Annotated in this window: 14 protein-coding genes; 7 read left to right on the plus strand and 7 right to left on the minus strand. The window is 74.9% G+C overall.

What is annotated here, in order from left to right:
- Positions 1 to 496 precede the first annotated feature (496 nt).
- A complete protein-coding gene (gene rho, locus AB0B76_RS03990; protein ID WP_360368935.1) occupies positions 497 to 2,683 on the plus strand; it encodes a transcription termination factor Rho in 2,187 nt (728 codons plus the stop codon).
- A 50-nt stretch (positions 2,684 to 2,733) separates the two neighbouring features.
- On the opposite strand, the gene AB0B76_RS03995 is transcribed toward rho, so the two are convergent.
- Positions 2,734 to 3,060, minus strand: a complete 327-nt coding sequence (locus AB0B76_RS03995) for an STAS domain-containing protein (RefSeq protein WP_360368938.1) — start codon at positions 3,058 to 3,060, stop codon at positions 2,734 to 2,736.
- Between the two features lie 273 nt (positions 3,061 to 3,333).
- On the opposite strand from AB0B76_RS03995, the gene AB0B76_RS04000 reads away from it, so the two are divergent.
- Positions 3,334 to 4,686 (plus strand): hypothetical protein, encoded by a 1,353-nt coding sequence (locus AB0B76_RS04000; protein WP_360368941.1) that lies wholly within the window; start codon positions 3,334 to 3,336, stop codon positions 4,684 to 4,686.
- Positions 4,683 to 8,375 carry an FxSxx-COOH system tetratricopeptide repeat protein gene (gene fxsT, locus AB0B76_RS04005; RefSeq protein WP_360368944.1) on the plus strand — a complete coding sequence of 1,231 codons (3,693 nt, stop codon included), beginning with the start codon at positions 4,683 to 4,685 and terminating at the stop codon, positions 8,373 to 8,375. The genes AB0B76_RS04000 and fxsT overlap by 4 nt, the downstream gene beginning before the upstream one ends.
- Before the next feature lie 26 nt (positions 8,376 to 8,401).
- Here fxsT and AB0B76_RS04010 read toward each other — a convergent pair whose 3' ends face one another.
- The 4 genes from AB0B76_RS04010 to AB0B76_RS04025 all read right to left on the minus strand — a co-directional run bounded on the left by AB0B76_RS04010 (position 8,402) and on the right by AB0B76_RS04025 (position 11,985).
- Positions 8,402 to 9,604, minus strand: a complete 1,203-nt coding sequence (locus AB0B76_RS04010) for an HEXXH motif-containing putative peptide modification protein (protein ID WP_360368947.1) — start codon at positions 9,602 to 9,604, stop codon at positions 8,402 to 8,404.
- 7 nt (positions 9,605 to 9,611) lie between these two features.
- On the minus strand, positions 9,612 to 9,887 hold the full coding sequence (fxsA, locus tag AB0B76_RS04015) for an FxSxx-COOH cyclophane-containing RiPP peptide (protein ID WP_360368950.1): 276 nt from the start codon (positions 9,885 to 9,887) through the stop codon (positions 9,612 to 9,614).
- Between the two features lie 140 nt (positions 9,888 to 10,027).
- Positions 10,028 to 10,930, minus strand: coding sequence for an AAA family ATPase (locus tag AB0B76_RS04020; RefSeq protein ID WP_360368952.1), 903 nt, complete (start codon positions 10,928 to 10,930; stop codon positions 10,028 to 10,030).
- Entirely contained in the window at positions 10,930 to 11,985 is a 1,056-nt protein-coding gene (locus tag AB0B76_RS04025) for an RNA ligase (protein ID WP_360368955.1), read from the minus strand. The genes AB0B76_RS04020 and AB0B76_RS04025 overlap by 1 nt, the downstream gene beginning before the upstream one ends.
- A gap of 183 nt (positions 11,986 to 12,168) precedes the next feature.
- Between AB0B76_RS04025 and rpmE the strand changes: the two genes are divergently transcribed.
- From rpmE to AB0B76_RS04040, 3 genes are all read left to right on the plus strand, one after another.
- Positions 12,169 to 12,396, plus strand: coding sequence for a 50S ribosomal protein L31 (gene rpmE / locus AB0B76_RS04030; protein WP_360368958.1), 228 nt, complete (start codon positions 12,169 to 12,171; stop codon positions 12,394 to 12,396).
- 95 nt (positions 12,397 to 12,491) lie between these two features.
- Positions 12,492 to 13,586: a peptide chain release factor 1 gene (gene prfA / locus AB0B76_RS04035; protein WP_360368961.1), complete on the plus strand. Its 1,095-nt coding sequence runs from the start codon at positions 12,492 to 12,494 to the stop codon at positions 13,584 to 13,586.
- A gap of 121 nt (positions 13,587 to 13,707) precedes the next feature.
- Positions 13,708 to 13,917: a hypothetical protein gene (locus tag AB0B76_RS04040; protein WP_360368964.1), complete on the plus strand. Its 210-nt coding sequence runs from the start codon at positions 13,708 to 13,710 to the stop codon at positions 13,915 to 13,917.
- Positions 13,918 to 13,950: 33 nt separating this feature from the next.
- On the opposite strand, the gene AB0B76_RS04045 is transcribed toward AB0B76_RS04040, so the two are convergent.
- A complete protein-coding gene (locus AB0B76_RS04045) occupies positions 13,951 to 15,486 on the minus strand; it encodes a GGDEF domain-containing protein (RefSeq protein WP_360368967.1) in 1,536 nt (511 codons plus the stop codon).
- A 34-nt stretch (positions 15,487 to 15,520) separates the two neighbouring features.
- On the opposite strand from AB0B76_RS04045, the gene prmC reads away from it, so the two are divergent.
- Positions 15,521 to 16,384 carry a peptide chain release factor N(5)-glutamine methyltransferase gene (prmC, locus tag AB0B76_RS04050; protein ID WP_360368970.1) on the plus strand — a complete coding sequence of 288 codons (864 nt, stop codon included), beginning with the start codon at positions 15,521 to 15,523 and terminating at the stop codon, positions 16,382 to 16,384.
- Here the strand turns inward: prmC and AB0B76_RS04055 are convergent.
- Positions 16,381 to 18,141, minus strand: coding sequence for a hypothetical protein (locus AB0B76_RS04055; protein WP_360368973.1), 1,761 nt, complete (start codon positions 18,139 to 18,141; stop codon positions 16,381 to 16,383). The genes prmC and AB0B76_RS04055 overlap by 4 nt on opposite strands.
- Positions 18,142 to 18,173 lie beyond the last annotated feature (32 nt).

Genomic DNA, 18,173 nt, shown 5'->3' on the forward strand with positions numbered 1-18,173 from the left:
GCTGGACATCGAGGGCACCGGCACGGCCGGGCGGCGATCTGAGCTGAGGCCCGGCCGTTGGCGGAAGCGGTGAGCAGGGATGAGGTACCCTGGAACACGCCGAGCGGGGCCCTGTTGCCGCTGGCTGGCGGAGTTGATTACTCTCTAGTCTTAAGCAGCCGCTCAGTGCGGCGATCTCATGCGGGGCGGCGTGCTCCGAATTCCGTGGCACCCCTTGCGCACGCCCGGCCGCCAACCCGCGTTTCCTGTGGTCGCGCGCACTCGGCTGGGCCGGAGACACCTGTGGCGTCAAGGCCCGCCGCCCCAGCGCTGCCACCTCCCGGTCGCACGTCGATTCGGGAACCCAGCAGGAGATACGGCGCAGCAGGAAACTCCGCATCGCAACACGCACCACCTCCGCACCGCGGCGCAACGAGCGGTCGGAGCACCCGCGGGCCGCCCGGCCACCGCAGTCGAAAACGGGCCGGCCCCCGGACCTAACGAGGGAAGGAATCCATTGAGCGACACCACCGACGTCACGTCGGATGTCTCCACCGACCGTGCCGCGGTCGAGGCCGACGGCGCCGAGGCCGGCGCGACGCGTCGGCGGCGCTCGGGCACGGGGTTGGCCGGCATGCTGCTTCCCGAGCTGCAGAGCCTGGCCGCCTCGTTGGGCATCTCCGGCACGGCTCGCATGCGCAAGGGCGAGCTCGTCACCGCGATCCAGGAGCGTCAGGCGGGCGACTCGCGCCCCGCCGCGGCCGAGGCCAAGGCCACCGCGGCCCCCGCCCGCACCCGGTCGCGCAGCACCGAGGCGCGGACCGAGGCCCCCGAGGCGGAGTGGCCGTCGGCCACCGAGGCCGCCGAGGCGCCGGCCCGCTCCCCTCGTCGGGCCACCCGCGCCGCCGGGCCGCCGGAGCCGCGGGCCGCGCGTGAGGAGACCGCCGAGCCGGCCGCCGCCGAGGCCCCCGTGGCCGAGCGGGCCGAGCGCCCCAGCCGCGCCACCACCGAGCGGGCCGAGCGCGCCGAGCGCAGCACCACCGAGCGCGCCGAGCGGGGCACCACCGAGCGGGCCGAGCGGAGCACCACCGAGCGGGCCGAGCGGGGCACCACCGAGCGGGCCGAGCGCGGCGAGCGCACCGACCGGGGCGAGCGCACCGAGCGGGCCGAGCGCACCGAGCGGGGGGCCGAGCGGGCCGAGCGCGGGGAACGGGCCGAGCGCGGCGAGCGCACCGAGCGGGCCGAGCGCACCGAGCGGGCCGACCGCGCGGAGCGCACCGACCGGGCCGACCGCACCGAGCGGCCGGACCGCGGCGAGCGCAACGACCGCGGCGACCGGGCCGAGCGCGGCGACCGCGCCGAGCGGACCGAGCGCAACGGGGCCGACCGGGGCGACCGCACCGACCGGGGCGACCGCAACCAGCGCGGCGGCTTCATCGACGACGAGGGCGACGACGACGGCACCGGCCGTCGCGGGCGGCGCAGCCGGTTCCGCGACCGCCGCCGGGGCCGCGACCGCGACGGCACCGAGGCGCCGGCCCGCGCGGCCAACGAGCCGCAGGTCAGCGACGACGACGTCCTCGTGCCGGTCGCGGGCATCCTCGACGTGCTCGACAACTACGCGTTCGTTCGCACGACCGGATACCTGTCCGGCTCGAACGACGTGTACGTCGCCATGTCGCAGGTCAAGCGCTACGGCCTGCGCCGCGGCGACGCGATCACCGGAGCTGTGCGCCAGCCGCGCGACGGCGAGCAGCGGCGGGACAAGTACAACCCGCTCGTCCGTCTCGACACCGTGAACGGCATGGACCCGGAGGAGGCCAAGCGCCGCCCCGAGTTCTACAAGCTCACACCGCTCTACCCGCAGGACCGCCTCCGCCTGGAGACCGAGCCGCACATCCTGACCACGCGGGTGATAGACCTCGTCATGCCGATCGGCAAGGGCCAGCGCGCGCTCATCGTGTCGCCCCCGAAGGCCGGCAAGACCATGGTGCTGCAGGCGATCGCCAACGCGATCACCCACAACAACCCCGAGTGCCACCTCATGGTGGTGCTGGTCGACGAGCGGCCCGAAGAGGTCACCGACATGCAGCGCTCGGTGAAGGGCGAGGTCATCGCCTCGACCTTCGACCGGCCGCCGACGGACCACACCACGGTCGCCGAGCTGTCGGTCGAGCGGGCCAAGCGCCTGGTGGAGCTCGGCCACGACGTCGTCGTGCTGCTCGACTCGATCACCCGGCTCGGCCGCGCCTACAACAACGCGTCGCCCGCCTCCGGCCGCATCCTGTCCGGTGGTATCGACTCGACGGCGCTGTACCCGCCGAAGCGCTTCCTCGGCGCCGCGCGCAACATCGAGAACGGCGGCTCGCTGACCATCATCGCCACGGCGCTGGTCGAGACCGGCTCCACCGGCGACACGGTCATCTTCGAGGAGTTCAAGGGCACCGGCAACGCCGAGCTCAAGCTCGACCGGAAGATCGCCGACCGGCGCATCTTCCCGGCGATCGACATCGACCCGTCCAGCACGCGCAAGGAGGAGATCCTCCTCGCGCCGGACGAGCTCGCGATCGTCATCAAGCTGCGCAAGGTGCTGCACGCCCTCGACTCCCAGGAGGCGCTGAACCTCCTGCTGGACCGGCTCAAGAAGACCCGGACCAACGTCGAGTTCCTCATGCAGATCGCCCAGACCACACCGGGCGAGTAAGCGCTGACAAGGACGCCCCCGGAGCCGATGCTCCGGGGGCGTCCGCGCGTTCAGCCCCTGATCTCGGTGGCAGGGTCGGGCGGGTCGACGATCTCGAAGATCTCCACCATGCCGCTGGTGCGCAGCAGGCGGTACACCCCAGGCCCCGGTCTCGCCAGCGCCATGGGCACGCCGGCGCCCTGCGCGTACTTGTACCCGCTGATGAGCACCCCGAGCGCGCTGGAGTCCATGAAGGACACCGCGGCCAGATCGATCACCACGCGGGCCGGCCGGCCGTCGACCGCGCGGACCACGGCCTCGCGCAGCGCGGGCGCCGTGGCCACGTCGACCTCGCCGCTCACGGCCAGAACCGCGCCGCCGTCGAGATCTCGAAGCACGCGAATGGGGATGTCGGCCACACGAGCAGTATCGGGGGTCCCACGTGGACCGGCCATCGGGGGATGCACCATTCCGACCTTTCGCACGTAAGACCGCCAGGCTCATAGACAGGCGTACAAACCCCAACGCATGCGCGGGTTTCCAGTGACGCATCTCTGGCGTACGGTGACGCAGATCGGAGTGGACGCCCTGCCGAGCGGGTCGGCCTTCGGCGCCGCGGACGAAGGGTAGGCGCGGCCTTGAGCATCCTGGGCGGGTCCGTCCTCACAGCGATGGCCGCAAACCTGCGCGGCCGGGACCTGCCGTCGCTGCGTACCGCGCTGGAGAACGAGCTCGGCCTGCCCCTCGAGCCGGCGAGCGAGCCCGAGGCCTTCCTGGAGCGGTGCGCCGATGTTCCGGGCGCCCTGCACGCCCTCGCGGACCTGGTGGACGCGGGATTCCGCGAGCAGCTGCGCGCCGTACCGCCGCCGCTGTTGCTGCCCGGCGAGCGACGACGTCTCCAGGAGCTGACTGCCCGCGCCGCCCACCTGCCGGTGGCCGGCCCGTACCGCGCGGCCGTAGGCGCCCTGGGGCCAGACCGGGCCGGCGGCGGCACCGCCCGCGACCTCCTGCCGCACCTCGAGGGCCTGCTCCGCCCGCCCGAACAGCCGCCGCCGCTGCTCGCGTTCGTCGCCGCGCTCGCCGCCGAGGCCGGGGCCGGGCTGCGCGCCGAGCTGCGGGGGTGGCTGGAGGAGCACCTCGCACGCACCGATGCCCCGGCCGACTGGCTCGCCGCCCTGACCCCCGGCGCCGCCCGCGGCGCCCGCACGATCCTCGTCCTGCGCATCGAGCGCGACTGGGTCGGCGACGGGTACCTCGTCTCCGCCTGGTCGCAGCCCGACGACGGCTCGCCGGGCCTCGCGCTCGCCGCCGCCGAGACCGTCGTCGCCGAGGCGGACCTCCCGGCCGAGGCCGACCGGTGCCTCGCCACCGTCCTGGCCTCGCACGCCTCCGACGCCCACGAGGTCGTCGTCGAGTGCGTCCTGCCCAAGGCGCTGGGCAACCTCCCGGTCGACCAGTGGCCCGTCGGGCCGGCGTTCGGCGCCGAGCCGCTGCCGCTGGGGGCGCGGCACTCGGTCGTGCTGCGCTCGTGGGAGCGGGCCGCCGAGCCGGCGCTGCGGGCGAACTGGATCCGCAAGTCCCGGCGCCTGCGCGCGCACGGCCACCTCAGCGACCCGAAGGCCGTCTTCTTCCTCGACCGGCCCGAGCCCGACCTCGCGGCGCTCGGCGCGCAGCTGGGGGAGGAGCCGCGGATCTGCTTCATGCAGGAGTTCCCGCCCGGCGAGGAGCCGGGCCTGGCCGCCGACGAGCTGGGCGTGGCCCTGGGCCTGGGCCTGCCGGTCGCGGTCTGGTGCCGGCCCGGCTTCGACCCGCAGGCCGCCGGCCGCCTCGACGAGATCCTCGACGTGTCGAGCGTCGCCGAGCTGCCCGGCCTGGTACTGCGCCGGCGCCGCGAGGCCGCCCGCGCGCCCGGCGGCGAAGCCCGCGCCGGCACCCACCTCGCCCTGCTGTGGGACGAGGCCGGCCGCCGCCCCGACGCGCCCGCGCCCCGCTGGCAGGCGCCCGGCGCCGAGGACCGGCGATGAACCTCGATCCGCTGCGGCCACTGGGCGCGCTGGGCCTCGACGAGCTCGCGCTGCTGGTCGACGCCGGCCCGTCGCTGGCGCCGTGGGAGCCCGTGCTCGCGGAGCTGCGGGCCGCGCTGGCCGGCCTCGGCGGCCCGCTGGTCGCCGAGTGGCCGCTCGAGCCCGGCCTGGTGCTGCCGCCCGCCCGGCGCCTCGCCCTGGTCGTCACCGACGGCGTCGGCCCGGCGTGGGACGGCGCGCTCGCCCCGCTGCTGGAGCGCCTGGGCCGGGAGGGCCCGACGGCGATGCTGCAGCTGCTGCCGTACCGCATGTGGCACCGCGCCCGCCCCGCGCTCCACCGCGTCCGGCTGGCCGCCCCGGGCCCGGCCGCCGCCAACCCCGCCCTGCGGGCCGAGGTGCCCGACGGCCGCTTCGATCCCGCCCGCGCGGGCGTGCCGATCCCGGTGCTCGAGCTGAGCCCGCGCTGGCTCGAGCCGTGGGTCGCGCTCGTGGCCGGTACCGCGGACGGCCCGGTCCCCGGCGCGGCGCTCTTCACCGGGCGCCCGGCCCAGGGCGCCGCCGGCGACGAGCCCGCGCCGCGCGTCCCCGCGGGCCCCGAGCGGCGGGTGCGGGCGTTCCGGGCCTCGGCGTCGCCGGCCGCGTACCGCCTCGCCGGACTGCTCGCGGCCGCCCCGCTCACAATGCCGGTCATGCGGCTGGTGCAGGCCGCGCGGATGCCCGGGTCGCGCCCGGAGCACCTGGCCGAGGTGTTCCTGGGCGGGCTGCTCGCCGAGCGCGACGGCTACGACTTCCGGCCCGGCGTGCGGGAGGCCCTGCTGCCGTCGCTGCACGCCGCCGAGGCGTTGGCGGTGGTACGTCTGGTGGCCGGGCACCTCGGGCCGGTGGACCTGGACGCGGCGGTCGTCGCCGGCGACCCGGGGCCACTGATCGCCCTGGGCCCGGCCTTCATCGGGGCGACCGCCCCGGTGCTGCGGGCGCTCGGCGGCGCCCACGCGGAGCTGGCCGAGCGGCTGCGGAGCCCGGCCCCGCCCGCCCCGCCGGCCGGCGACCGGCCCGGTTCTGGCCTTCTGGCCGGAAGTGACGGCGCCGACGGTAGCGGCAGGGTGACGGAGATCGATGTTGTGGCCCAGTTCGCCGAGGCGGCGGCCGAGCGGTGGGACGGTGCAACGGGTGGGGCGACGGCCGGGGGACGGGACGTGCACGTGAAGACGCCGCAGCAGGTGCGCAACGCCGTGCCGCCGCGCAACTCCGGCTTCGTCGGGCGCGACGCCGTGCTCGACGAGATCGAGCGCCGGCTCGACACGGGCATCGTCGCGCTGCTGCCCGACGCCCGGCACTCCCTCGGCGGCACGGGCAAGACGCAGCTGGCGCTGGAGTACATGCACCGGTACGCCAGCGAGTACGACCTCGTGTGGTGGGTGCCGGCCGAGCAGACCGCGCCGATGCGGGTGGCCCTGGCCGGGCTGGCGCGGGCCCTCAAGGTGCGCGAGAGCCCCGACCTCAACCGGACCCTGCAGGTGCTGCGCGAGACGCTCGAGCGCGGCTCGCCGCACCGGCGCTGGCTCCTGATCTTCGACAATGCGAGCCGGCCCGAGGACCTCGAGCCCTATCTGCCCCGCGGCACCGGCCACGTGCTCATCACCTCCCGCAACCCGCGCTGGGCCGACATGGGCCACGCGATCGAGGTCGGCGCGTTCACGCGGGCCGAGAGCGTGCTGCTGCTGCGGCGCCGCTCGCCCGCGATCAGCGGCTCGCAGGCCCACACCCTCGCCGCGCGCCTCGGCGACGTGCCCATGGCGATGGAGCAGGCCGCGGCGACCCAGCACGCGACCGGCTGGACGGCGGCGGAGTACCTCGAGCGGTACGACGAGCTGCGGCGGGGCATGGGCGGCACGTCGGAGCGCCCGGAGTACCCCAGCCCGATCGTTGTCACGTGGAACCTCGCCTACGCCGAGCTCGCCGAGCGCAACCCCGGCGCCGCCCGGCTGCTGGACGTGTGCGCGTTCCTGGCCGGCGAGCCGGTGTCGTGGAACGTGCTGTGGGAGAGCCGCGGCGCCGGGCTGCCGGCCCCGCTGGGCGCCCTCGTGCGCGTGGAGAAGGCGCTGCGCACGGCGCTGCGGGAGCTTGCGCAGTTCGGGATGGCCCAGGTCGACCCGGCGCTGCAGTCGGTGCAGGTGCACCGCCTCGGGCAGCTGCTGCTGCTGGAGCGGCTGGGGGTCAAGGAGTACCCGATCTACCAGCAGGCCGCGCACGACGTGCTCACCGCGGCCGACCCGGCGATCCCGGACGACCCGTCGAGCTGGCCGCGGTACGAGGAGCTCAGCGCCCACCTGCTGTACTCCGACCTGCTCGCCGGGGCCACCGACGAGTCCCGCCAGCTCATGCTGCACTACGCGCGCTTCCTGTTCGTTCGTGGCGACCACGACAGCAGCCGGACCGTGGCCCGGCACGCGTACGACCGCTGGCGTCTCGCCCTGAGCGAGGACCACGAGGACACCCTCGCGGCCGCCTACCACCTCGCGAACGCGATGCGGGCCGGCGGCGACGCGGCCGAGGCGGCCAAGCTCAACCAGCAGACCCTGGCCACCCTGCGGCGCGTCTTCGGCGACGACGACGAGAGCACGCTCATGACCGCCAACAGCGTCGGCGCCGACCTGCGCCTGCGCGGCGAGTTCGTGGCGGCGCGCAACGTCGACCTGGACAACCTGGACCGCTACCGGCGGCTCTTCGGCGAGGCGTACCCGCGCACGCTGCGCTGCGCCAACAACCTCGCCGTGGACATGCGCCTGCTCGGCGACTTCCGCCAGGCGCGCGTCATCGACGAGCAGACCCTCATGCACCGCCGCCGCGTGCTGCCCCATCCGCACCCGGAGACGCTGTGGTCGCTCATCAGCCTGGCGCACAACCGGTTCGGCCTGGGCGAGCACGAGGTCGCGATCGAGATCCTCACCGACGTCCTGCCCGTGCACGCCGAGGCGTTCGGCGAGGACCACCCGGGCGTGCTCACGGGGGCCCGGTACCTCGCGATGGCCCTGCGCCGCGCGGGCGCCTACCCGCGGGCGCGCAAGGAGGCCGAGGCCACCATGGCCCTCTGGCTCGAGAAGTACGGCGACCACAGCGCCGACACCCTCTCCGCCGTGCTCACCTACGCCAACTGCGTGCGCGCCGGCGGCGAGTTCACGGCCGCCCGCACCGCGGCCGAGCAGGCGACCGACGGCTTCACCGCGATCATGGGCGAGCGGCACCCGTTCACCCTCGCGGCCCAGGCGGCGCTCGCGGCCGCCCTGCGCGCCGAGGGCGATCCCACCGCGGCGGCCGAGCTCGACCGGCACGCCCTCGTGGGCCTCGCCCACTCCGTCGGGGCCGAGCACCCGTTCTCGGTCGCGTGCGCCATCGGCTACGCCTCGGACCTCGCCATGTCGGGCCAGAGCGCGGGCGCGGTGATCGCCTCGCGCGACACGGTGCGGGTGGCGCAGTCGGCGTTCGGGGCCCAGCACCCGGCGCTGCTCGTGGCCTCGTTCAACCACGCCCTCGACCTGCGCGCGGCGCACCCGGCGGGGGAGGACCGCGGGACGGTGAGTGCGGCGGCCGAGGCCCTGCGGCGGCGGCTGGGCGACACCCATCCGGCCACGCTGTCCGCCTTCGCCGGGCGCCGCCTGGAGTTCGACATCGAGCTGCCGGCCACCTGAGGTGGCCGCGGCCCGGCCGCGAGAGGTCAGGCCGCGGCGTACTCGGCTCGGTGAGCCGCCAGCGTGGCCAAGGCCCGCCGGCGCGGGCCCGGAGGCACCTCGTCGGCCCGCCAGGCGTCGAGGCGCGCCCGCATGCCGTCGACCAGGCGCTGTCCCGCCGGGCCCAGGGCCTCCGAGGCGTCAAGCGTCGCCAGCGTCTCGGAAACCGCGACGCGCCAGCGCGTGAACTCGAAGGCGGCGGTGTCGTCCGCGGTACGGGTGTGCTCGGTACGCCAGAAGTCCGCGATCGCCAGGTGCGCGTAGCAGCCGTGCAGCAGGGCGCCCGGCGGGCGGGGGTCGGTGCGCCAGGGGGCGTAGTAGCGGCCGGTCGGCGCGTCCGGGCGCAGCATGTCGTGGAACAGCAGGAGAGCGTTGAGCTTGCCGTGCTGCTGCTCGTGGACGAGGCCCGCGGCGAGGTGGCGGGGGTCCGGGGGGCGGGCCAGGGCCGCGGCGCCGAACGCGTCGCGCGACGTGGCGCTGCGCCCGGTGGCGGCCAGGGGAACCACCGACGTCAGGCAGCGCGACATCGAGCGGAGGTGCCAGGGGTGGTGGGCGGCGAGGAGGGCCCCGGCCGCGGCCGTGTCCGCTTGCCAGCGCGCCGCCTCGGCGTCGTCCAGGCGGCCGGTCACGGGGAGGTCGTAGACGCCGCGGTACGGGTCCAGGTCGTCCAGGTACAGCCGAAGGGGGCCGGCCTCCAGGCGGCGCAGGGGCAGCCAGCCGGGGCCGCCGGCGATCGCCGGGCGGGACGCCTCGACCGTGATCGTGACCGTGTCCTGGCCCGGGACCCGGGCCGTGCCCAGCGTCGGGATCGCCAGCCGGCCCGCGGGAACGCGCGCCGGCCAGGTGGCGTCGAGGCCGGCGGCGGCCGCGGCGGCCGCGGCCACGCCGTGCAGGTGGTCGAGGTCCGCGGGGGTCGCGGCGCCGGTCAGGCAGTGGATCGCCCAGGCGCCGACCTGAGGGTGCCCGAGGACGGCCCGGGTCGCGGCCGGGTCGCGCGCGTCGGCGGCGGCGAGCACCCGGGCGGCCTCGGGCGCGCGGGCCCGGGCGGCGTGGGCGACCTCGCCGACGAGCAGCACGTGCTTGGTGATCTGGCCCGCGCGCAGGGTGTCGAGGACCCCGTCCCCGCCCCGGCCGGTCGCGAGCTCGTCCAGGTCTTCGGGGCCGATCACCAGCGCGCGGACGGCGTTCAAGGCCCGCTCAGAGGCTCGAGTTGAAGCCGGCGACGGTCTCGTGCGGGTCCTCGACCTCACCCAGGACGCGGCGGATGGTGTGAGCCAGGACACCGTCGCCCAGGGCGGCCAGGCGGGCCGGGTCGCGGAACACATTGAGGATGTCGCCATCACGGAACGTGTTGAAACTAGGTAAGCCGGGTTCGAACAGGCTGTCCGGATTGCACGAAAGATCGGTCAATGCCGCGTACAGCCGGTCCGGAGTGTCCGTTTTGCCGCCATCCCCCACAAGGCCTGCCTTCACTGGGCGTCACCTATGTCTATCATCCATGACGCTCTTCCGCCCGCCCGCGGTTGGCGTCGCGGCCCGAGGATTCTGCATGAACCGGACGCTCGCGGCAATCGACGTGCGTCGCCGCGAGCGGTCCGTGCCAAAAATGAATCTCAGAAGTCGCCCTCGGCCACCTGGAAGACCGTGAGGCCCAGCGCGCGCCACATCCGCACCACCTGCTGGCGGTCGTCGAAGACGCCGACCACGTGGTACCGGCTGCGGATCTCCTTCTCGAAAATCTCCGCCTTCACGACGGAGTCGCGGCGCTGGTCGCCGAACTCGCGCATGAACAGGCCGCGGTAGGGCACGCCCACGTGCTCGGCCAGCCAGGCCGCCGTCGCCTCGCGGCTGTCGTCGCTGCGGCCCGAGCAGAACACGATCTCGTGCCCGGCCGAGTGCATGGCGCGCACGGCGGCGATGACCGGCTCGTTGGGCCGGTCCTCGCCGACGCGGCTCATGTCGTACGGGGTGCGGCCGTTGAACAGCGCCACGGTGCCGTCGATGTCCACGAGCACCGTGCGCGGCGCGTCCGGCGGCGGCTCGTACGTGGCGCCCGTGGCCTCGTCGATGACCGGCAGGGGCAGCGGCAGCACGCGGCCGGCGAGGTACCGCTGATGCATCGAGCGGATCACGGGCTCCCCGACGTGACCGTCGCCCGTGCGCAGGGCGTCGCGGCGGATGCACTCCTCCACCGGGACGTCGGTGAAGTCGCGGACCGTGAAGTGCGCCTTGCACCGCGCGGCCAGCTCGGCGAACTCGCGCACCACGCGGCCGCGCAGGTTCGTGTCGTCGCAGACCACGTTCGCGCCCGTGCGCAGCAATGCCTCGACCGCGGCGCGGTGCGCGGCCGTGACCTCGCGCTCGGCGCGGCCGCGCAGCTGCTCGTCGGCCACGAGGCCGCCGTGCAGCATGCGGCGCAGGTCGTCGCGGTTGACCCGCACGAGGTGGGGCTGCTGCTTGGCCCAGGTCGTCTTGCCCGAGGCGGGCAGGCCCCGGGTGATGGTGAGCGTGGGCATTACGCGACCTCCCCGACGGCCGGGCGTACCTGCTGCCAGAGCAGGGCCCGGTAGTCCTTGTCGTCCAGGCGCAGGAACAGGCAGCCGCGCCGGGGGCTGCGCGCCACGGCGAGCGCGAAGTCCTTGCGCGTCCAGCCGGCCGGCAGGCCCGCCACGACCTGCGCGTACTCCCGCTCGACGGCCCCCACGAGCTCCTCCACGGCCGTGGTGAGGCCGGTCGCGATGCCGCTCGCCCACGCGTGGAACTCGTCCGGCAGCGGCTCGAGCAGCTCGTCGAGCCGGCCGGCGACCATCGCCTCCCACACGACGCGGGCGTTGAGGCCGGTGACGATCCGGTGCAGCCGCACGTACTCCGAGTACTTGATCTTCAGCCGCGTGTCGGGCCCGGTGAAGTGCACCACCAGCCCCTCCCGGTTGTCCCGGGGCGGCGCGGCGAGGGCGTCGGCCAGCGTGGCGTACGCGAACGACTCCACCACCGGCCCGGGCCACCCCGGCGCCGCGCCCGGGCCGAAGCTGCGCCCGGTCGCGATTTCCACCGCGCCGAGCAGCACGAGGTCGTCCAGGTCGCCGTAGTCCAGCACGATCCGGTTGCCGGGGTAGATGATCTCGAACAGCAGCGTCAGGCCGGCGGGCGGCTCGAAACGGCCGGCGTACCGTGTGCGCCATACCTTCGTCGCGTGCCGTGCCTGCTCCGAGTCGAACGAGCCGCGGGTCGCCACCGCCCAGCCGTCCGGGGTCGGGAAGAGCACCCCGAGCGAGCCGTCGGCCTTGTCGGTCACCGCGACCGGGCCCTCGAGGTCGAGCTCCGGGGCGCCCGGCTGGCCGTGGTTGAAGAACTTCGCGAAGGGCCGCGCCAGCACCCGGCCGTCGCGGGACACGACGAGGCCGCGGCACGCGAGGGTGGCCGCGTTCCACACGTTCTCGTACTGCGTCTTCTCCGTGTAGTTGTGGATCAGCAGCGGCAGCGAGGGGTGGTTCTGGGTGCGGATGTACCCGCCGCCGACCATCTCGGCCAGCAGCGCCGGATCGCAGAGTTCATCGATGTAGAGGCTCATAGCGCGGTACAGCGTAAGGGGGCCGCGCTCGCGCCCGCGACGGGAATACGGCCAGGGTGGGCGGCGTTGTGCGGGGCGGTCGAGGAGTCGTGGTTCGGACATGGCAGACTTGACCGACGGCCAACCAGGTTCCGGTTCACGCCCAGCGGGCGACCCGGCGACCACCGACGAAAGGACCAGGCCATGAAGCCGGACATTCACCCGGAGTACGCGACCACCGAGGTCAGCTGCTCCTGCGGCAACTCCTTCACCACCCGTAGCACCGCCAAGGGCGGTCAGATCCACGTGGAGACGTGCTCCGTCTGCCACCCGTTCTACACGGGCAAGCAGCGCGTGCTCGACACCGCGGGCCGGGTCGCGAAGTTCCAGCAGAAGTACGCGAAGGTCCAGGCCCAGAAGGCCGCCAAGTAGCTGCGCTTCCGGCGCCCGTCCGCGCCTCCCTCCGGAGGTCGCGGGCGGGCGCCGTTCTCGTGTTTTGACCCGCGGACCCCAAGGCTGGAGAGGACATGACCGCCGACACCCGGCTCGCCACGCTGTTGGCGGAGTACCAGGAGATCGAGCAGAAGCTCGCGGACCCGACCATCCACGCGGACCAGGCGCTGGCCCGCAAGACCGGCCGGCGCTTCGCCGAGCTGTCGCCGATCGCCAAGACCGCCGGCGAGCTCGACCAGGCCCGCGAGGACCTCACCGCCGCGCGCGAGCTCGCCAGCGAGGACGCGGCCTTCGCGGCCGAGGCCGACGAGCTGCAGGAGCGCATCCCCCACCTGGAGGAGCGCCTCGCCGAGCTGCTCGCCCCGCGCGACCCCAACGACGCCAAGGACGTGATCCTCGAGGTCAAGGCCGGCGAGGGCGGCGAGGAGTCGGCGCTGTTCGCGGGCGACCTGCTGCGGATGTACCAGCGGTACGCCGAGCGGCACGGCTGGCTCACCGAGGTGCTCGACTCCCAGGAGTCCGACCTCGGCGGCTACAAGGACGTCGCGATCGCCATCAAGACCCGCGGCATCCCCGACGGCGGCAACGGCGTCTGGTCGCGGCTGAAGTGGGAGGGCGGCGTGCACCGCGTCCAGCGGGTGCCGGCCACCGAGTCGCAGGGCCGCATCCACACCTCGGCGGCCGGCGTGCTGGTCACCCCCGAGGCGGAGGAGGCCGGCGAGGTCGAGATCGACACCAACGACCTGCGCATCGACGTGTTCCGCTCGTCGGGGCCGGGCGGGCAGAGCGTCAACACGACCGACTCGGCGGTGCGCATCACCCACCTGCCGACCGGGATCGTGGTCTCCTGCCAGAACGAGCGCTCCCAGCTGCAGAACAAGGACCGCGCGATGCGGATGCTGCACGCCAAGCTGGTCGCGCTGTTCGAGGAGCAGGCGGCGGCCGCGGCCGGGGACGCGCGGCGCTCGCAGGTGCGCACGGTCGACCGTTCGGAGCGCATCCGGACGTACAACTTCCCGCAGAACCGGATCTCCGACCACCGGATCGGTTACACGGCGTACAACCTGGACCTGGCGCTCGGCGGGGACCTCGACAGCGTGCTGGACGCGCTGGCCGAGGCCGACCGCAAGGCCCGCCTCGCGGGCGAGGACCAGCTCAGCCGGGGGTGACGGACGTCTAACGCCGACGTCACATCCCGGAAACGGTGCAGCGGCACTCTGGTGTCGGGTAGCGTTCCTCGCGAACCGAACCGCACCCACCGTGAGCACCGCCACACCCGGGAGGGCCGCCATGCCGTCGTCATCGACGACCGTCGACATCTCCGCGGCGCCTCGTGCCGTGGTCAGCACCGCCGCCGAGCTGATCTTCCGGGTCGGCCGCTCGGTGCTGGGCGCCGAACGGGTCCCGACGGCGAAGGCGAACGCGTGGGCGGCGGTCTGCGCCGACCAGGAGCGCGCCCGCATCCGTGAGGAGAACGCGCGGATCCTGCTCGCGCGCTGAGCCTCCCGCGCGCCTCCGGACGCCGCGCGGGTCTCAGGACGCCGCGCGCGGGCGCGGCGTCTTCGCCCGCAGCATCGCGTGGTCGGCCGCCTCGAAGGCCTCGGCCACGGTCTGGAAGTCCTCGCCCGAAAGCCCGGCCCAGCCGATCGTGACGCCCACCGGCGTGCCCGGCACCAGCGAGTGCCAGTCCTCCCCGGCCACCGCGACCTCGATGCGCCGCGAGATCTCGTGCGCCTCGCCCGCCGAGGTGGTCGGCAGCACCACCACGAACTCGTCGCCGCCGTAGCGGGCCACGAAGTCGCCCTTGCGCATGACGCGGTTGAGCACGCCCGCCACCCGCTGCAGCACCAGGTCGCCCGACAGATGGCCGTGTACCGTGTTGACCTGCTTGAACCCGTCCAGGTCGCAGACGCCGAGGGCCGCGTGGCCGCCCGCCGCCACGAGCTTGGTGATGTGCTCCTCCAGGTAGCGGCGGTTCGGCAGGCCGGTGAGCGGGTCGGTCTGGGCCTCGCCCCGGTGGAAGTCGACCATGCGGGCCAGGTCCTCGTGGTCCAGCAGCGCCGCGACGCCGTCGACGAAGAGGTCGCGCAGCAGGTCGAGCTGCGTGTTGGCGGCGCGGTAGGCGATGCGGTCGGCGTGGTACGCCGAGCGGTAGTCGCCCGCCCCGAGGTGCGCCAGCGCGCGCAGGCGCAGCAGCTCGGCCGGGCCGAGCGAGTCGTCGCTGACGCGGGCCGTCTCCAGCCGGGCCACCGCCTCGATCGGCCGGCGCTCAGTGATCGCCTGGCACACCGCGCCCAGCGTGCGGAAGTCCCGGGCCCGCGTGGACAGGCCGGCCGACTCCAGCAGCGGCCACGGGTCCGTCTCGGGGGCGGCACAGCCGAGGGTGCCCAGCCGCACCACCGCGTAGCCCATCGCCCCGCGGGCCACGGGGCGCAGCCGGGCCACCTCGTCGTCGCGGACGCGGCGCTCGAGGTCGGCGGCGATGTCGTGCAGGATGCGCAGGCAGCCCTCGCTGTCGCCGCGGTGGTCGAGGTCCACGGCCAGGCGCAGGCGGATCTGCGGGGCCGCGAAGTCGGTGCCGGCCGTGGGCACCCCGACCTCGAGCGCCACCTCGCGCGCCTTCTCCATGGCGGAGAGCGCGTGGCCGTGGAAGCCGGTGTACGAGTACGCCATCGCGAGGTTGTGCCAGCCCCACGCCGTCTTCTCGTCGAGCAGCTCGACCGCGCCGAGCGCGCGGGAGCCGTGCACCAGCGCGCGCACGCAGTTGTTCAGGGAGCCGGCCCGCAGGGCCACGATCGCGGCCAGGGCCTGCAGCTCGCCGTACTGCCCGGGGTCCTGCAGGTGCCGGGCGGCGGCCAGGCCGGCGTCCAGCGCCGCGGCGTACTCCTCCGAGCGGCCCATGTTGATCAGCGTGATGAGTCGCAGCTTGAGCGCCTCGACCCGCTCCGCCGGCGCCTGGTCGCCGTTCGCGAGGACCCGCTCCACGACGGTCAGCGCCTCGCCGAGGCGGTCGTCGAAGATGAGCCGCCGCGCGCGCGTCAGCTCCGACGTGCGGTCCCCCACCGCCATCCGGCCCCCTTTCGGCGCGCCTCATGATTATGGGGTGCACCGAGTCGAAGATGACACGCCGGAACGTGAGTTGCCCACGCTACTTTCCGTCGCCTCCGCCACGCTCGCGGCCGCCGGGGTCGCCTCGCCGCGCGTCGACGCCGAGCTGCTGGCCGCGCACGTGCTCGGCGTGCCCCGGTCGCGCCTGCTGACCGCCGCGATCACCGCGGGGCAGGCCGTGGCGCTGGAGGACCTGGTGCGGCGGCGGGCGGAGCGGGTACCGCTGCAGCACATCACGGGCAGTGCGCCGTTCTACGGACTGGAGCTGGCCGTCGGGCCGGGCGTGTTCGTGCCACGGTTCGAGACCGAGCTGCTCGTCGAGTGGGGCCTGAAGCAGGCGGCGTCCGTCGTCGTCGACCTGTGCGGCGGCTCGGGGGCGATCGCCGTCGCGTTCGCCGCGCAGCGCCCGGGCGCCGCCGTCGCCGTCGTCGAGCGCTCCCCGGCCGCGCTGGCCTGGCTGCGGCGCAACGTGGCCGAGCACGCGCCCGGCGTCCGGGTGGTCGAGGGCGACATCGCCGATCCGGCCGTGCTCGCCGACCTGTCCGGGGCCGTCGATCTGGTGCTGTGCAACCCGCCGTACGTGCCGGAGACGAGCCCCGTCGACGTCGAGGTGGCCGAGCACGACCCGCGCGAGGCGGTCTTCGCGGGCGCGGACGGGCTCGAGCTCATGCCCGCGGTCGCGCGGACCGCGGCGCGGCTGCTGCGCCCGGGCGGGCGGCTCGGCATCGAGCACGACGACACCCAGGGCGAGTCGCTGCCCGCGCTGCTGCGCGCGACCGGAGACTTCGCAGACGTCGCGGACCACCGGGACCTGGCCGGCCGCCCGCGGTTCGTCACGGCGGCGCGGGCCGGCCTTTAAGGCGCCGTAGCCACCAGCAGGTTGGTCAGGAACGCGACCGTGGCGGCCGGGACGGCGTCCGTGCCCGCGAGCGTCTCGTCCAGCCACGCCTCGCGCACGATGCCGTTGCCGCGCAGGGGCGCGACCGCGTCGGGCTGCGCCCGCCAGTGGGCCACCACCAGCGCCGCCATCTCGCCCGCGCCGAGCTGGGCCTTGCTGCCCCGGCGGATGCGCTGGCGGATCTTGCGGGCCAGTCGGTTCGCGGTGACACGCGCGGCCGCGGCGCGGGTGCCGAGCCCGCCCTGGCCCAGCTTGGCCGGGATGAGCCCGGAGTCCAGCGGCACCGCGGCCAGCCCCGGGTCGAGCCGCTGGATCAGCTGGCCGGTCAGCCGGCCGCCGCGCTTGTCGTCGGGCGAGACCGCGTGGGCGATCTGGATGAAGCGGCGGTCGAACATCGGGTTGATGAAGTGCCGGTTGGTGTGGGCCACCGAGCCGTGCGCGCCGGCCCAGCGCTGCATTCGCTGGTACAGGTAGAACTGGTCGGTAGCGAGCAGCCAGTCGGAGGAGGTGCCCTCGAAGCCGGCCCAGATCAGGTCCAGCGCGTCGGTCTGCGCCGCGGCGGCGAAGCCCGGCTCGAGCGCCTGGTCCAGGACGCGCTCGTTGGCGTACAGCCGCCAGCTGGCCAGCTGCTCGACGTGGCGCCGCGAGGTGGTGGCGTGGCGGGGCTGGCCGAAGTACCAGAAACCGCGGCAGGCCTCGCCGCCCAGCCCCGAGAGCCGGTGCCCCTGCTCCAGGTGGCTCTCGGCCAGCAGGAGCGGGGCCAGCGCGAGCGGGCTGGCCATGCAGTCGAGCGCGGCCGCGGCCTCGAGCGCCAGCGCGTGGGCGTGCGCCGGCGTGATCGGGTCCTGGTCGTCGAGCCAGTAGATCTGGTGGTTCAGCCCGCACATCTCGGCGAGGCCGGCCGCGTGCCGGGCGTCGGAGCCGCCGTGCACGTCGACGGTGAGCGCGCGCAGGCCGGGCCGCAGCTTGGCCGGGACCGCGCACAGTAGCACCCGCGTGTCCTGGCCGCCGGTCAGCTGCAGCACCGTGTCGGGGTGGTCGCCGAGGTAGGCGGTCTGGAACTCCTCGAGCAGGCCCGCCATCTCCTCGACGGCCGCGGCCACGGTGGGCGTCTCGCCGAGCTCCAGCGACGGGTCGATGTACCGGTCGACGGCGACCCGGCCGGCGGCGAGCACCGCCAGCGACCCGGCCTCGAGCTTGCGCACGCCGCCGAACACGGTGCCCAGACCGACCTGCCAGCCCACCAGGCTCTGCAGGCCCAGCGCGGCGGTGTTCAGGGGCGCGCCGGCGAGTGCCTTGAGGGCCAGGGCGCTCGTCGACACCGCGGCGATGCCGTCGCCCTGCCAGAAGAAGACCTGCCGGAAGCCCAGCCAGTCGGTCGCCACGACGATCGGGGCGCCGGGGCCGGCGCGGTGCGCGGCCGCGAACGGCGGCACGAGCGCGGCCAGGGCCTCGCCGTCCACGCCGGCGCCGTCCTTGAGCAGTGCGGCCAGGGCGTCGGCCGAGACCTCGCCGGAGCGGGTGCGGGCCGCCTTGCCGAGCCGCACGGTGAAGGCGCGGGCCCCCTCGTCGACGCGGTCGCCCGTGTCTTCGGTACCGAGTGCGACCCACCCGTCGTCGCCGGTGTGCACCGTGGCGTCTCCGAGCGCGCTGACCGCCGCCGGCGCCGCGGCGACCGCCGACCCGGGGGCGAAGGAGACCGCGAGGAAGGACCTCACCGTGAGCACGCCGAGGCAACGAGCGAATGCAT

Source organism: Dactylosporangium sp. NPDC049140, from assembly GCF_040648435.1.